Genomic DNA, 14,638 nt, shown 5'->3' with positions numbered 1-14,638 from the left:
GGAACGAACGGAGCCCGGAACCCGCGCATCGATACCGTCGGGTGAGGGCGAAGTGAGGAACGAACGGAGCCCGGAACCCGCGCATCGATACCGTCGGGTGAGGGCGAAGTGAGGAACGAACGGAGCCCGGAACCCGCGCATCATCACCGTCGGGTGATCCCCAGCGCAGCGCGGGCGATCGCGTCGCTGTCGCGGATGGTGATCGAGTTGACGTTGGGCCGGATGCCGGTCTCTGTCACCCAGTTGGCGCCCTCGGTGGGGATCCCGAACACGTAACGGTGCGGGTGGAACGTGCCGTCCGCGCGGATCGGCCGGAACGGGCGGGCGGTCACCGCTACGCCGCCCGTCCGATGCCGACGCTCGGGGTGCGAGCCGATCGCGAACGCGGTCACGTGCCCGCGGTGCCGCAGGTCGGCGAGCACCAGGTTGCGGGTGTTGTCGAGGTCGGCGCGCGGGAGCATCGCGTCGATCAGGACGCGGGACTCCGCTCGGTCGCCGGGCACGGCGGACGTCCCCACGAACACCCTGCGCTCGTGGTCGACGGCGACCGTGAACCCGGGTCCGGCGAGCCGCACGACCCCCGCGTCGATCAGCGCGATCAGCTCCGCGATCCTGGTCGACGGCGGGCCGATCGACAGAAACGCATGCAGGGAGTTGAACCATCCCTCGACGTCCCGGGCGTACGAGGAGGCCTCGATCCCGCCGTCGTTGATCAGCGACCGCACCTCGTTGCGGATGTCCCGCAGGACGTCGAGCCCGGCCTTGAGTGGGCTGCCGACGTTGCCACGCTCGGCCTCGGCGACGTCCCGCACCAGGTAGTCGCGCGCGAAGGCCTGCCACGCCGGGACGGACGTGACGTCACCGTCGGACCACGGTCGCCCGATGCGCTCCCAGTCCCAGCGCCGCTCGCCGGGTATGCGGAACTCGGCGCGAACCGCCGCCTCGGCGGGCGAGCCCCAGGCGGTGGCGCGGTCGGCGGCCACGAACCGCGCTGCGTCGGGCTCGCCGAACTGCTCGGCGACGAGCCGCGCGTAGTACACCGACTCGACCTCCTTGGCGATCAGGGGCCAGCAGTCGCGGCGGAAGTCGAGGCCCCGGACGCCGGCGCGGGCGCGCAGCCCGGCGATGGCGCCCTCGGTGATGAACACCGGCTCGTACCGCCGATCGCCCTTCTCGTTCGCGGCACGCGCGTGCAGCGGCACGCCGCGGCGCGAGCCCACGACGATGGCCGGTTCGCAGCCGGACGGCACGTACTCGAGCCCGACACCGTCGGGCCTGGGGAGATACCGGCCGCCGCGCCCCTCCGTGAGCAGCGACAGGTAATCGAAGAAGCACAGCCCGAGGCCGCGGACCAGCACCCAGGCACCCGGGGCGATCGCGTCGACGTCCGCGTCGGCCGGGTTGCCGGGCGGCAGGTACACGCCGCCGACGGTAGCGGCGAACCGCTCGAAGGCGATGGCGGCGTCGGACAGGGCGTGCGGGCTGTGGCCCAGGGCGAGCACCACCTCGTCGACCTCGATCCGCCGCCCGTCGACCAGCGTCACCACCTGCGTCCCGTCGGCGCCGTCGGTGACGCTGGCTGCCACGGCTCGATGCTCGACGACGGTGACTGCGGGCGGGAGCTGCGCGAGCGTGCTGCGGTAGGCGTGCTCGAGGTAGTGGCCGTAGAACGAGCGGCGACAGTACGAGTCGGCGCCGACGGTGGCGGCCTCGTCCCGCACGTCGGCCGGGAGCTCGACTCCGAGGGTGCCCGCCGCCACTGCGGCGGCCCACTCGTACAGGCTCGGCCCCGTGCGGACCGGCCCGTCGATCTCGGACGTCTCGTCGGGGTAGGCCGTGATCTGGGCCGCGACGATGTTCATGATGAGCGTCGGCGGCTGGTCGGTGCGCCACACGTCGCCGGAGCCGAACGACCGCGCCTCGATCAGGTGCACGCGCGCGGCGCCGCCGCTCTCCGCCGCGTTCGCGGCGATCCGCTCGAGTACCGACAGCCCGCGCGGCCCGACCCCCACGATGCCGATCCGCCGCTCCGGCCTCACGATCGCACCCACGCCACGGCGAGTACTGAATCGCACTCGAAATTCACTATCGGACAATCGCTTTCATCCGGGGCGAGCACGTACCGACCCACAGTACGCCGCCGACGGCGGCGAAGCGAGCAGCGGCATATGCTGGGGTCGTGTTCCACGGACCCACTGTCGTGCAGCGGGTACGCTATCTGGCCGGGCGGCCGTTGCCGCCGTCGATGCGCGCCTGGGTGCTCCGTGACCAGACGGGCCCGGGCAACATCCGGCGCTACCTGGTCCGGGGGCTCCTGATGTTCCTGCCGGTGTACGTGGTGTGCGCCGCGATTCCCGGTCCCGCGCTGGTGCGGGTGCAGATCTGTCTGTTGCTCTCGATCCCCGTGGCCTACTTCCAGCTGGCGCTGCGCGACATCTACCGGCGTCACCTACTCAGTTCCAACGGGATCGACCCGGACGTCCTCAAGATCCAGCGGCTCCGCAAGGAGCAGCACGCCCGCGAGGAGTGGACGCGGAGACACCCGCGGTAGCGCCTCGGAACCCTAGGGGAACGTCTCGAACACGCGGCGCGGCCCGGCACCGTCGACGGCGAGTCGGTCGCCCGGATTGGCGAGCAGGCACCCGCTCAACGATAGGCAGCCGCAACCGATGCAGTCGGTGAGGTGGTCGCGCAGGCTGGTGAGCTCGTCGATGCGCGAGCTGAGGTCGTCGCGCCAGAATCGCGACAGCCGCGCCCAGTCCTTCTTGGTGGGGGTCCGGCCGTCGGGCAGAGTGGCGAGGGCCTCGCGGATGGTGGCCAGCGGGATGCCGACGCGGTGGCTGATCCGGATGAACGCGACGCGCCGCAGCGTGTCGCGGCTGTATCGACGCTGGTTGCCACTCGTGCGGCGGGAGGTGATCAGCCCCTCACGCTCGTAGAAGTGCAGGGCCGAGACCGCGACACCGCTGCGCGCTGAGAGCTGTCCAACGCTGAACTCACGGGGAGGTAGGGCGACCACGCGGTCACCCTACCTCGAGAAAGGTCGAGGTTTGATCGACTACCGAGCAGGAGAGCCCTCCGCGGGATGCGAAGGGCTCTCATGCTTGGGTTGCGCGACTAGTTCGGCTTCGGCGCGGCCGTGGTGCTCGCCGCCGCGGCCGGCTTACCAGGAGCGGCGGCCGGCTTGGCAGTACCCGACGGCTTCGCGCCCGGCTTGCCCTTCTTCGGCGCGGGGGCGGGGAGGACCTCCGGCGTCGGCGGGTTCTTGATCACGGCGATCTGGGTGGCGATGGTCGCGTTGATCGCCGCGTCGTCGGAGGGCCCGAACGAGATCGGCTCGAGCGTGGCTCGCGAGCCGCGCAGCGCGACCGTGACCCCGTCGACCACGGCCGTGTAGCTCCGCGAGATCGTGTACTGGGTGAGGTTGCCGCGCCTCGCGGTCACGTCGAACTCGACACCCACGCTGTCGGGGCCGCCATCCGGCACCGTCAGCGGCTTGGCGACCACCTGGGAGACGACGGCGCCCTGACGGATGGTGAACTTGGTGCACTTGGCAGCGGACGCCTTCATCGCGCCGAGGTCGGCCTTGAACTTGGCGACCACTATCGAGTAGGAGATGGCGTTGCCGGTCGCGTTGGTCTGCGCGGCATCGGTGCCCTTGGGGATCGGGAAGCCCGCGTATGCCGCCTTGCACTCGGGCGGGGCCACCTTGACGGCGTTCAAGCCGGCCCACACCGAATCCCAGCCGGCGCCGGCGCCGCTGAGGATCGAGGCGTTGTAGTTCATGCCCTGGGGCACGTTGTTGTAGCCGAGCACCATCTGACCGGCGAGGGCCTTGGGCGTACCGTTCGCGTCGAACAGAGCGGTCGCGGCGCCGGACGGGGAGGCCGGGGCCGCGGGGGCGGCCGAGGCCACCGTCGGTACAGCTATGGCCGCAACGGCGGCGACGGACAGGGCGGCGGCAGCCACCGACGTGTTCTTCATGTGTTCTCCCAAACGCCGCACGGCACCGGCCGGCACCCCGCGGCACCGGTCAGGCTTACATATTCCTGAGCAAGGTAGCACGGAACGTATATGGGAGGATGAGACTCATGCAGCTGTGGGACGCCCCGACAGCCGCGGGTCCGGTACACGGCACCGCGCTTCTGCCGGGCTCCAAATCCATCACCAACCGCGCGTATATCCTTGCCGCGCAGTCGAACTCGGAATCCACCCTGGTCAACGCACTGCGCAGCCGCGACACCGATCTGATGCTGGGCGGCTTATCCGTCCTCGGGATCGAAAGCCGAACGGAAACCCCCGCGTCGACCACTGTTCACCTCACCGGCGGGCCCCTGCACGGCGGCGCCGTCGATTGTGGACTCGCGGGGACCGTGATGCGGTTCCTCCCGCCCCTGGCCGCCGGGGCGCGCGGCACCGTCGCCTTCGACGGTGACCCACAGGCCCGGACCCGCCCCCTCGGCACCGTGCTCGCCGCCCTCCGGGGCCTCGGAGCGCAGGTCGACGGTGACGGGCTCCCCTTCACCGTGCGCGGCGACGGGGCGATCCGCGGCGGCGAGGTGACGATCGACGCGTCGGCGTCGTCGCAGTTCGTGTCCGGGCTGCTGCTGTCCGGCCCGAGCTTCGCCGAGGGCGTCACCGTGCACCACGACGGTAAGCCGGTCCCGTCGATGCCGCACATCGAGATGACCGTCGACATGCTCCGGGCCGCCGGCGCCGAGGTCGACACCTCCCGAGCGAACACGTGGTCCGTCGCCCCCGGGCGCCTGGGCGCGCGCGAGTGGATCGTCGAGCCCGACCTGTCCAACGCCACCGTCTTCCTCGCCGCGGCCGCGGTGACCGGCGGCGTGGTCACGGTGCCGCATTGGAACCCCTCGTCCACGCAGCCGGGCGTGCAGTTCGCAGACATCCTGGCGGAGATGGGTGCGGAGGTGTCGCATCACGACGGCGCCCTCAGCGCACGCGGCACCGGCGGGCTGCGCGGCGTCGACTGGGACCTGCGCGACATCGGCGAGCTGGCGCCGACGGTGGCGGCGCTCGCCGCGCTCGCCGACAGCCCGTCGGACCTGCGCGGCATCGCGCACCTGCGCGGCCACGAGACCGACCGGCTGGCGGCGCTGACCGCCGAGATCACCGGCCTGGGCGGGCGCTGCATAGAGACCGCGGACGGCCTGCACATCGAACCCGCCGAGCTGCACGGCGGCGTGTGGCGCAGCTACGCCGACCACCGGATGGCGACGGCGGGGGCGATCATCGGCCTGGCGGTGCGCGGCGTGCAGGTCGAGGACATCGCCACCACCGCCAAGACCATGCCCGACTTCCCCGCGCTGTGGGCCGGGCTGGTCGGCGGACCGCGGATGGAACCGGCCTCCTGAATCGGCGGCAGTGGGACGAGTCCGACGTCCGGGTGCGCCCGGGCCGGGGTAGCCGACCACGCACCAAGACCAGGCCCGAGCACAACGACGCCGAGACGGCGATGGTCGTGTCCGTCGACCGCGGTCGCTGGGGCTGCGTGCTCGACGGTGACCCCGATCGCCCGGTGGTGTGCATGCGCGCCCGGGAGCTGGGCCGCACGCCGATCGTCGTCGGCGACAGCGTGGGCGTGGTCGGCGACCTCACCGGTAGCCAGGGCTCACTGGCGCGGATCGTCAAGGTGGACGAGCGACGGACCGTGCTGCGCCGCACCGCCGACGACACCGACCCCTACGAGCGGATCGTGGTCGCGAACGCCGAGCAGCTGCTGATCGTCACGGCCCTTGCCGATCCCCCGCCCCGCACCGGGTTCGTGGAGCGGGCGCTGATCGCCGCGTACGCCGGCGGCCTGACGCCGGTCCTGTGCCTCACCAAGTCGGACCTCGCCGACCCGGCGGAGTTCACCGCAGCCTTCGCCGACCTGGACGTGGCTGTGCTCGCCGCTGGACAGGGGGACCCGATCGACGCGGCCCGCGACCTGCTCACCGGCCGCGTGACCGCCCTGATCGGGCACTCGGGAGTAGGCAAGTCGACCCTCGTCAACCGCCTTGTCCCCGATGCCAACCGGGCCACCGGGGTGGTATCCGGCGTCGGCAGGGGCCGGCACACGTCGACGCAGTCGGTCGCGCTCTGGCTGCCCGCCGGCGGCTGGGTGGTGGACACGCCCGGCATCCGCAGCTTCGGGCTCGCCCACATCTCGACCGACGATGTCGTCGCCGCATTCCCCGACCTCGCGGAGGCCGTCGAGGACTGCCCCCGCGGCTGCACCCATTTCGGCCCGCCCGCAGACCCGGAGTGTGCGCTCGACCGGCTGACCGGCACCGCGCACCGTCGGGCCATGGCCGTGCGGGGCCTGCTCGCCGACCTCGCCTCGACGCCCGATTGGGCGTGACGCGCCGAGTCCGCATCAGCGACGACCAGGTCGATCAGCGGGGCGGGTCGACTCGGCCTGCGGGCGCACCCGGCGGTCACCGAGTCCGGTCGGGTTCCCGCTCCGTCGTCGAACGCGCGGGCACCGCGTCCCAGCTGGCCAGGAGCCGGAGCGCGTCCGCGGCCGAGGAATCCGGTTCGGCCTCGTAGGCGAGCAACACCAGCCCCTCGTCGGCCGGGAAAGTCATGGCCTCGAACATGAGGGTGAGTTCGCCGACCACGGGATGGTGCAGGGTCTTCGCCCCGGTGCTGTGCCGGTAGACGTCGTGACTGGCCCAGCGGGTCCGGAACTCGGGGCTACGAGTGGCCAGTTCGCCGACCAGATCGGTGAGACGTTTGTCGGTCGGGGAACGGCCGGCCTCCGCGCGGAGCGTGGCCACGAGTCCGTCGGCCACCTGATCCCAGGCACCCCAGAAGTCGTGCGAACCGGCATCCAGGAAGGTGAACCGGGCGGAGTTCGCCGGCTGCGCGGAACTCCGCAGGATCGGGGCGTAGAGCGCTCGTCCGAGCTGGTTGAATGCGAGCAGATCGAGTCGGCCGTTGCGGAGGTAGGACGGACCGGTCATCGAGTCCAGGAGGCGTTGCAGTCCGGGACGGACCCGGCTGGTGACCGAGGCGGCCGGCCGCAGCCCGACCGAGTGGGCGCTGCGGGCGAGGTCGAACAGGTGCGCCCGCTCGGTCCGGTCGAGCTGCAGCGCAATCGACAGGGAGTGCAGGACGCTCTCGGAGACGCCGGCGAGGTTTCCGCGCTCGAGCCGCACGTAGTAGTCGACACTCACCCCGGCCAGCTGGGCCAACTCCTCGCGGCGCAGGCCGGGCACGCGACGCACACCCCCGAACCGAGCGATCCCGGCCTGTTCGGGGGTGATCCGCGCCCGCCTGCTCATCAGGAAGTCGCGCACCCCGACACTGTTGTCCATACCTCGACCCTACGAAGTCCCCGTCCCGCGTGGGGGGTGACACCGTTACCTGGCACGCCGCGCTGCACTCCTCGACGCTGGAAGGCGATCGAAGGAAACGACGAACAGGACGCGCCCCCTGATGGAACTCGAACCGAGAGCGCCGACCACCGCACGGCACGTGCACGGACACGACATCGACGAAAGGAACCCACCGATGAGCGCCACCCCCTCCGACCGCGTCGCGGTCGTCACCGGAGCCTCCTCCGGAATCGGCGCGGCCACCGCCCGCGCCCTGCACGCCGCCGGGTACCGGGTCGCGCTGCTGGCCCGCCGCGTCGACCGGATCGACGCTCTCGCAGCCGAACTCGGCGACGGTGCCGTCGCGATCCAGGCGGACGTCACCGACCGCGACGCGCTGCTCAGCGCGGCCCAGCGCGTCCAGGACGAGCTGGGCGGCGCCGATGTGCTGGTCAACAACGCGGGCATCATGCTGCTCGGGCCGTTCACTCCCCGGCAGCACGAGGACTACCGGCGGATGATCGAAGTCAACCTGCTCGGCGCGATCACCGCCACCGAGGTGTTCCTGGACCAGCTCGAGGACGGCGGCGGGGACGTCATCAACATCTCGTCCGTCGCCGGACGCACCGCCCGCGCGACCAACGGCGTATACGCCGCGACGAAGTGGGGCATGAACGGCTGGTCCGAATCACTGCGCCAGGCACTCCTGCCCGACATCCGCGTCACCCTCATCGAACCCGGCGTCGTCGACACCGAACTCCCCACTCACATCACCCACGAGGCGACCCGGCAGGCCGTCCAGAAGGGCTACGACGTGGCCACGGTCAAGCCCGAGGAGATCGCCGACATCATCGCCTTCGTGCTGTCCCGGCCCCGACATCTGGCCATCAACGAGATCCTGCTCCGGCCCGCCGACCAGGCGTGACCGCCCGAACCCACGAAGCCCGACAATCGAAGCCCGACAATCGAAGAAGGAACATCGTGACCACCTGGCTGATCACCGGCTGCTCGTCCGGACTGGGGCGCGCGCTCGCCCACGCCGTCCTCGCCCGCGGGGACAACGCGATCGTCACCGCCCGCGACGTCGCCACCATCCACGACATCGCGGACGCGTATCCGGACACCGCGCTCGCCACCGTCCTCGACGTCACCGATCAGGAGCAGGTCACGGCAGCGACCTCAGCCGGGGAGGCACGCTTCGGCGGCATCGACGTACTGGTCAACAACGCCGGCTACGGCTACCGCTCGGCCGTGGAGGAAGGCGAGGACGGACCCGTCCGGCAACTGTTCGACACCCAACTCTTCGGCACGGTGCGCACCATCAAGGCCGTGCTGCCGGGGATGCGGGCACGCCGTTCGGGCGCGATCGTGAACATCTCGTCGATCGCGGCACGTTTCGCACCCGACGGCTCGGGCTATTACGCAGCCGTCAAGGCGTCGATCGAAGCCCTGACACTCTCACTGCGCAAGGAACTGGCCCCACTCGGCATCACCGCGACGGTCGTCGAACCCGGCGCGTTCCGCACCGATTTCGCCGGCCGTTCGCTGACCCAGGCCGCCGAGCCGATCGCCGACTACGCCGACACGGCGGGAAGACGACGGATCGAACACGACACCGCGCACGGTAAGCAGCCGGGCGACCCCGCCAAGGGCGCCGCCGCGATCATCGAAGCCGTCACCTCCGAGAATCCGCCCTACCTGCTCGTGCTGGGCAACGATGCATCGGACATCATCCGTACCGCCCTGACCACGCTCCTCGACGAGATGGACGAGTGGGAGCGTCTCAGCCGCAGCACCGACTTCTCCTGATCCCCCCTCTCCGCCCCTGGCCGGCGATGCCGCCGACCAGCGATGGAAACGCGCATATCTCCCAGCGCGCCGTGGGTTCCTTGCCCACACTGTGACCTCCGGCCCACCGTTCGACCAGTCATAGTGCCCGAATCGGGCACCTTCACAGAGCATTTGCAGAGTGTGGCAGCGACAATTGCGGACCCGGTAGTGTGCGCCCATGCCGTTGAACTACGCGACACGCCTGCAGTCGTCGGCGTGGAAGTACTGGCTGCGGCGGTGCGCCACCGCAATCGGTGGGCACAGGGTTCGGCAATTGTTCCAGCCTGCGGACGCCGACCGAGCGGCGATGACCGTTTCAGCGCCCTCGACGAGCTGCTGGCGGTGTTCACCGACTTCAGCGCCGGGTGGGAGGCGCGCAAGGATCAGACGGTTGGGAGTCGCGGTGGTGACCGTCGACGCGATCGCGGCCCGGACCGACTACTGGGACCCCGCCACGCAGCCGACGAACGCACAGCTGACAGCCGTGGAGACGGAGGACGCCCGCGGAATCGCACTCGCGGAGGCGGACGAACTGCTGGCGAATCTGCATGGTATGGATGCGGTCAAGGAACAGATCGCCGAGCTCGAGGACACCCTGGTCGTACTCAAATACCGCCTCGACCAGGGTGAGGAGCTATCGGACGACGACTCGTTGCACCTCCTTCTGGAAGGCCCCGCCGGCGTCGGAAAGACCGAGATCGCGCGCGTCTTGGCCAAGAAGCTCTTCGGCATGGGGTTGGTCCCCGCGGACCGGTTCGTCGAGACCTCTCGCACCGACCTCGAGGGTCGACACCTAGGCGACGCCACCGTGTCCACACGGGAGGTGCTGCAGGAGGCCACGCCCGGCATCCTGTTCGTCGACGAGTTCCACGACCTGCATCAACGCGGATACTCCGGCGACGAGGACCCCTACGGCAACGCGATGATCTCCGCCCTGCTGAAGTACATGGAGGACCATCGCGACGAGTTGATCGTGATCGGTGCAGGCTACACCGGCCAGGTGGAGGACGCACTACGTCAGAACCGCGGCCTGCGGGGCAGGTTCGCGTTACGGATCCGATTCGACAGCTATCCACCGGACGCCTTGGTGAAGATCGCTACGGTTATGGCGGAGTCCAACAAGAAGCGCGACAAGCTCACGGAACCAGCCCTCCGGATCCTGTACGAGGTGTGCGCCGCCGTCTACGACTTCCAATACACCGAGACCGCCCGTGACGGTACGACCGCGACCGAGCGGGGCATCGACCACCTCAACAACGCGCGATTCATCCGTCGGGTGGTGACGAACGCGGGGAAGGTCCGCGACCGGGAAGTCGCGCCCCTGCTACGCGCCGGGAATGCGCCGTCGCTGAATGTGGTGCGGCAGTTGCACGCCCGCCACGTCCTGCCCGGAGCCGTCAAAGCGATCGAACAGATCGCGCAGGACGACCTCGGCGCAGCGATGCTGCGCGCGGTCGCAGCACGGTTCGGACTGCAGGAGGCGCGCGAGTTGGACGCCGCCGCCATGGCTGCCGACGATCCCACCGCATAAACTACCGGGGATCCGTCTTTTCACTCAAGGATCGGAGGTTCGATGCGGACTGAGTCGCAACCAGACGATACGAGACCCAGCGGGCATCGCCGCCGCGGGCCACTGGCGACCCTGTTGCGACATCCGGTCAAGGTCGTCGTCACCTGCGTGATTCTCGCAGCCGCCGTCGCCGGGTTCTTGGCGGCCGCGCCGTTCATAGTAGGTGTGCTCAGTGTGATCCCCTTCATCCATCACCCGGATGGCAACGTCACCGTCACGACACCGCCGACCCCGGCCGCAGTCACCGTGAACGCCCCCGAGACCTGCGGGACGGTCACCATCACCGGACCGGACCTGCCGAGCACGGGAACGGAATCGGAGCAGGAAGACGTGAACCTGATCTCGGCGGCCGAGAACGGTTACACCACGCTGACCGTCGACGAGGGAGCAGTCCAGTGCGGCACAGCCCGCGCCGTGGTCACCAACGCCTTACAACGGGCGATCACGATCATCGAGCACCGCGGACGGGTCGGCACCGACGTCCCGGTCCCCCCGACTGGCACTGCGTACTCCAGTCTGACATCGGCGATATCAGCCAACTCAGCTGCCAGAACTCCTCTGCGACGATCATCGTCAGCCAGGTCACCAGGCCGGATAGACACACGTCCGCCGTGGGAATGATTGGGAATGATATGTGGCGCACCACCCGCACGGACGAAACGATGATCCGGGTAGCGACTCGGGCCGCCGCCCCGGATCCCTGTGAGGGACGTAGTCGATGAACGGACTCATGGCGTACGTACGAGCGGTGATGAACGCCCTGAATGCTGCGCTGCACGCATACGGAACAGGTCGCACCGTCACCGTGCCACCTAAGCTGCCCGTTGTTCCCACCGCCACGCCAGGTGGCACCGGCGCGGCGGCCGACGGCCGCTCCATGTCCGAGGCAGACGTGCAGGAGCTGATCAACAGACTGACCTCGTCCGATACCAGCGTCCGCGCCGCAGTCACAGACGCGGCCTCCGCCAGCGCCGCTGGTCGCGCCGCCATTCAAGCCGATATCGACGGTGCCCAAGCCGACATCGTCCAGTACGCCCCCTTCGTCGGTACTCCCGCCGGGCAGTACCAACTCATTGCTGCTCTCAACAACCGCCTACTCGCCGCACGCAGCACCCTCGCCACCACACACGCGAACCAACAACGCACCGCCGCCACCATCCGCTCCACCCAATATCCAACCGGCACCGACACGAGCCCAGCGACCAAGGCCCTGTACCCCGGCATCTTCGACCCCAAGACCGGTAAACTCATCACTGCCGGGAAAGCCGCAACACTTCCCACCCCGGTAAGTCACGACACGGCGTCGTCAGGGACGGCCACTGCCGCTGCCAGCACTCCGGCGCAAGCATCTGGGCCCGGTGCCCACCCGACAGCCGGTGGGTCTCAGATTCCCGGGGTACTGCCGTCGTCACTATGGGGAAAGACTCCCGTCTTCAGCCAGCCAGACAAGCCAGGTCAGGTTACAACTGTATTGACCGACGGGTCGACCGCACCCCGGACGATCATGTTCGCGAAGCCAGTCGCCGGTAATGCCCTCGGCGCAGGTGGGACCGCCGACGTTCCAGTAGGACCCATCTCCGAGGGGTCCACCCTGGGGCTCGATGCCTACCGCTTCACCCAAGTAAGGGCAGTCGGGGTCGAGCAGGTGGCGAGTTCCGTAATCGCAGGCCCAAACGGGGCACGCTATCCAGCAGTAACATGGCAATACATATATCAGACCCGGGATATCGGTGTGGGCGGCATCCAGGGGATCGATGGCGAGAAGGACGGCCCCTGGCGACCGGCATCCTTTGCATCGATCAGTCGATTATCCACGGCCACAGGGACCTCTGCGTTGGGAATATCCAGTAGCTTCTCGAATCCGACAGTAATTCCAGGATGGTGACAGACCGACCGATGCACCCCATAGAACAATTTGCGAAACCGCACACGACACTAAGATCGCGACCGGCCGACCGCCGACGCGGGCTATCGTCGGTGCTAGTGGCCACCTTCGGCGTCATCATCCTGTCGGGATGTTCGCACACCGATCCGGCACAGTCCGCGGCGACGAGCTCAGTAACAGACAGTCTCGAATCAGGAACGACGCTTCCCTTCCAACCGGTCCCGAGCTTCCCGCCGTTTCCGGGCCCATACCATTCGATTCGCGCCGTCATAGCAAAAGGCGGAACCACCCCAATCCACTCCACCGATCCGGACGCCCCGGCAGCCGCCGTGCGCGACTTCGACTCGCGGTCACCGGAGTGTTCCGGCCCGGCAAAGAACTATACTACGAATTCCGGCACCTTCACCGTGCTGTGCGACCCAGACCACGTGCCGTACCTACTCGGCGAAGTAGTGGTCGCTGGATCAGACATCCTAAGTGTGCAGATCCGACACCTCGAGAATGAGAGCAGGGACGTCACGATAGTCCGGATCCGGGATTCTGCGTTCAAAGGAGAGGCTCGGTACGTCGCCGCGCACCTCGGGGGAGAAATCGCGGTGGCGCGCGACGGCGTTGTCTGTACGAGCCAGGTCTTGACCTCACCCCTGAACTCACCTGAGGGGGAGTTCTCCGGCGGCACCGAGACGGCGCGGTGCTTCGACTGACCACACATCGACCCACCGATAGAATCGAGGACGTCCATGTTCCATCGTCAACCCCGCGGAAAGCTGTTCCGCGACCCCTCCACCGCGGTCCGGCAGGCTGCTCGACATCGCGGGGAACAGGATGCGCGGGCGGCCGCACGGGAGGCACAACGATCATTCACGCTGACGGCTCCCGTTTTGTACCGCCGATATCGAGACTCCCCCTACGAGGAGTACTTGTCATGGGCTGAGTGGAAGGCGAGTTACGACGCCGAGTATCACCGGCGGGTAGTCGGCCCATCTGAAACGGACGCCTACGGATACGATAAGAGCGACGGCGACTGGACGCGCGCAGCAAAGTCATTTCTCTTCCCGCGGTGACGGCTGCGTCCGGGACCGATACCAGTCTCAACAGTTACCACCCCGTCCACGCGACGCCCAGGGCATCGGCGATCCGAGCGACGGTCAGATGCTGCGTGACCAGCGCTTCCAGGGCCCACCGCAGCCCGCGGCGCGACAGCCGGGCCCGTGGTTCCGCGGCCGGGCTGGTGTCCTGCCGCCACACCTGCCCGCACCCGGGGCAGCGGTAGCGGCGGACCCGGACCTCCAAGGTCGTCGGTCGCCACCCGAACGGCTCGTGGGCGAGCCTGCGCACCACGGTATCCCGCAGCACACCCGGCTCGCCGCACTGCCCGCACAGCCGATCTGAGACGTCACGCGGCAGGCCAGGACCGCCCGATCGGGTTCCAAGCGCTGCCCCGTCACCTCCAAGCCGAGACCGTCGAGGCGGCAGAATGTGGTCAGGTCCGCCGGACCGAAGTCACGCGCGCAGGTAACGTCAGGCATGTCGAGGTCTTCCAGGTCGAGCTGTAGGAACCTCAATCCTGCGAGGACCTCGACCCTCAACCGGCCAGCGACGCGCCCACGGCCGATCGCACCGACCTCGAGGGTCGACACCTAGGCGACGCCACCGTGTCCACACGGGAGGTGCTGCAGGAGGCCACGCCCGGCATCCTGTTCGTCGACGAGTTCCACGACCTGCATCAACGCGGATACTCCGGCGACGAGGACCCCTACGGCAACGCGATGATCTCCGCCCTGCTGAAGTACATGGAGGACCATCGCGACGAGTTGATCGTGATCGGTGCAGGCTACACCGGCCAGGTGGAGGACGTACTACGTCAGAACCGCGGCCTGCGGGGCAGGTTCGCGTTACGGATCCCCTGTGTGACAGGGTTAGGTGAGACAGTTCGATTCAGAGTTCATCACTACAGGGCGAGACTGGGGCACCGATATCGTGACCATGACCATCTCATCGACTCGGGACAGCGTCGATACTGGCCTGGTG

At 68.8% G+C, this 14,638-nt stretch carries 14 protein-coding genes and 1 pseudogene; 10 read left to right on the top strand and 5 right to left on the bottom strand.

Annotation, left to right across the window (positions count from 1 at the left end; all coding sequences use genetic code 11):
- Window positions 1-143: 143 nt before the first annotated feature.
- On the bottom strand, window positions 144-2,051 hold the full coding sequence (locus ABD908_RS18300) for an FAD/NAD(P)-binding protein (RefSeq protein WP_344998574.1): 1,908 nt from the start codon (window positions 2,049-2,051) through the stop codon (window positions 144-146).
- Window positions 2,052-2,179: 128 nt separating this feature from the next.
- Here ABD908_RS18300 and ABD908_RS18295 point away from each other — a divergent pair, with 128 nt between their 5' ends.
- Window positions 2,180-2,551: a DUF5313 family protein gene (locus ABD908_RS18295; protein WP_344998572.1), complete on the top strand. Its 372-nt coding sequence runs from the start codon at window positions 2,180-2,182 to the stop codon at window positions 2,549-2,551.
- A gap of 12 nt (window positions 2,552-2,563) precedes the next feature.
- Here the strand turns inward: ABD908_RS18295 and soxR are convergent, their stop codons facing one another.
- Window positions 2,564-3,019 (bottom strand): redox-sensitive transcriptional activator SoxR, encoded by a 456-nt coding sequence (soxR, locus tag ABD908_RS18290; RefSeq protein ID WP_344998570.1) that lies wholly within the window; start codon window positions 3,017-3,019, stop codon window positions 2,564-2,566.
- A gap of 98 nt (window positions 3,020-3,117) precedes the next feature.
- Window positions 3,118-3,984, bottom strand: a complete 867-nt coding sequence (locus tag ABD908_RS18285) for a hypothetical protein (protein ID WP_344998568.1) — start codon at window positions 3,982-3,984, stop codon at window positions 3,118-3,120.
- Between the two features lie 107 nt (window positions 3,985-4,091).
- Between ABD908_RS18285 and aroA the strand changes: the two genes are divergently transcribed.
- Window positions 4,092-5,375 (top strand): 3-phosphoshikimate 1-carboxyvinyltransferase, encoded by a 1,284-nt coding sequence (gene aroA, locus ABD908_RS18280; protein WP_344998566.1) that lies wholly within the window; start codon window positions 4,092-4,094, stop codon window positions 5,373-5,375.
- A complete protein-coding gene (rsgA, locus tag ABD908_RS18275) occupies window positions 5,372-6,364 on the top strand; it encodes a ribosome small subunit-dependent GTPase A (RefSeq protein ID WP_344998599.1) in 993 nt (330 codons plus the stop codon). The genes aroA and rsgA overlap by 4 nt, the downstream gene beginning before the upstream one ends.
- Window positions 6,365-6,440: 76 nt before the next feature.
- On the opposite strand, the gene ABD908_RS18270 is transcribed toward rsgA, so the two are convergent.
- Window positions 6,441-7,322 (bottom strand): helix-turn-helix transcriptional regulator, encoded by an 882-nt coding sequence (locus ABD908_RS18270; protein WP_344998564.1) that lies wholly within the window; start codon window positions 7,320-7,322, stop codon window positions 6,441-6,443.
- Window positions 7,323-7,518: 196 nt separating this feature from the next.
- On the opposite strand from ABD908_RS18270, the gene ABD908_RS18265 reads away from it, so the two are divergent.
- From ABD908_RS18265 to ABD908_RS18240, 6 genes are all read left to right on the top strand, one after another.
- Window positions 7,519-8,247 (top strand): SDR family oxidoreductase, encoded by a 729-nt coding sequence (locus tag ABD908_RS18265; RefSeq protein WP_344998562.1) that lies wholly within the window; start codon window positions 7,519-7,521, stop codon window positions 8,245-8,247.
- Window positions 8,248-8,303: 56 nt separating this feature from the next.
- Entirely contained in the window at window positions 8,304-9,131 is an 828-nt protein-coding gene (locus ABD908_RS18260; protein WP_344998560.1) for an oxidoreductase, read from the top strand.
- A 412-nt stretch (window positions 9,132-9,543) separates the two neighbouring features.
- Entirely contained in the window at window positions 9,544-10,683 is a 1,140-nt protein-coding gene (locus ABD908_RS18255; protein ID WP_344998558.1) for an AAA family ATPase, read from the top strand.
- Between the two features lie 147 nt (window positions 10,684-10,830).
- Window positions 10,831-11,343, top strand: coding sequence for a hypothetical protein (locus ABD908_RS18250; RefSeq protein ID WP_344998557.1), 513 nt, complete (start codon window positions 10,831-10,833; stop codon window positions 11,341-11,343).
- Window positions 11,344-11,473: 130 nt separating this feature from the next.
- A complete protein-coding gene (locus ABD908_RS18245) occupies window positions 11,474-12,607 on the top strand; it encodes a hypothetical protein (protein ID WP_344998555.1) in 1,134 nt (377 codons plus the stop codon).
- A 98-nt stretch (window positions 12,608-12,705) separates the two neighbouring features.
- The gene (locus tag ABD908_RS18240; RefSeq protein WP_344998553.1) at window positions 12,706-13,311 is read left to right on the top strand and encodes a hypothetical protein; all 606 of its coding nucleotides are present in this window, start codon (window positions 12,706-12,708) and stop codon (window positions 13,309-13,311) included.
- A gap of 406 nt (window positions 13,312-13,717) precedes the next feature.
- Here the strand turns inward: ABD908_RS18240 and ABD908_RS18235 are convergent.
- Window positions 13,718-14,136: pseudogene (locus ABD908_RS18235) on the bottom strand (transposase family protein); the annotation flags it as partial.
- Window positions 14,137-14,262: 126 nt separating this feature from the next.
- Here ABD908_RS18235 and ABD908_RS18230 point away from each other — a divergent pair.
- Window positions 14,263-14,638, top strand: a 376-nt coding sequence (locus ABD908_RS18230) for an AAA family ATPase (RefSeq protein WP_344998551.1), incomplete at its 3' end; no start/stop codon positions are given.

It is taken from the genome of Tsukamurella soli (genome assembly GCF_039541155.1).
Classification (GTDB): domain Bacteria; phylum Actinomycetota; class Actinomycetes; order Mycobacteriales; family Mycobacteriaceae; genus Tsukamurella; species Tsukamurella soli.
This window is presented reverse-complemented; position numbering and strand designations above follow the sequence as displayed.

What these genes read in the sequence shown, in the direction of transcription:
- aroA (WP_344998566.1), top strand. Translation starts at nt 4,092, where the DNA reads ATGCAGCTGTGGGACGCCCCGACAGCCGCGGGTCCGGTACACGGCACC.
- ABD908_RS18270 (WP_344998564.1), bottom strand. Translation starts at nt 7,322, where the DNA reads ATGGACAACAGTGTCGGGGTGCGCGACTTCCTGATGAGCAGGCGGGCG.
- ABD908_RS18265 (WP_344998562.1), top strand. Translation starts at nt 7,519, where the DNA reads ATGAGCGCCACCCCCTCCGACCGCGTCGCGGTCGTCACCGGAGCCTCC.
- ABD908_RS18245 (WP_344998555.1), top strand. Translation starts at nt 11,474, where the DNA reads ATGAACGCCCTGAATGCTGCGCTGCACGCATACGGAACAGGTCGCACC.
- ABD908_RS18285 (WP_344998568.1), bottom strand. Translation starts at nt 3,984, where the DNA reads ATGAAGAACACGTCGGTGGCTGCCGCCGCCCTGTCCGTCGCCGCCGTT.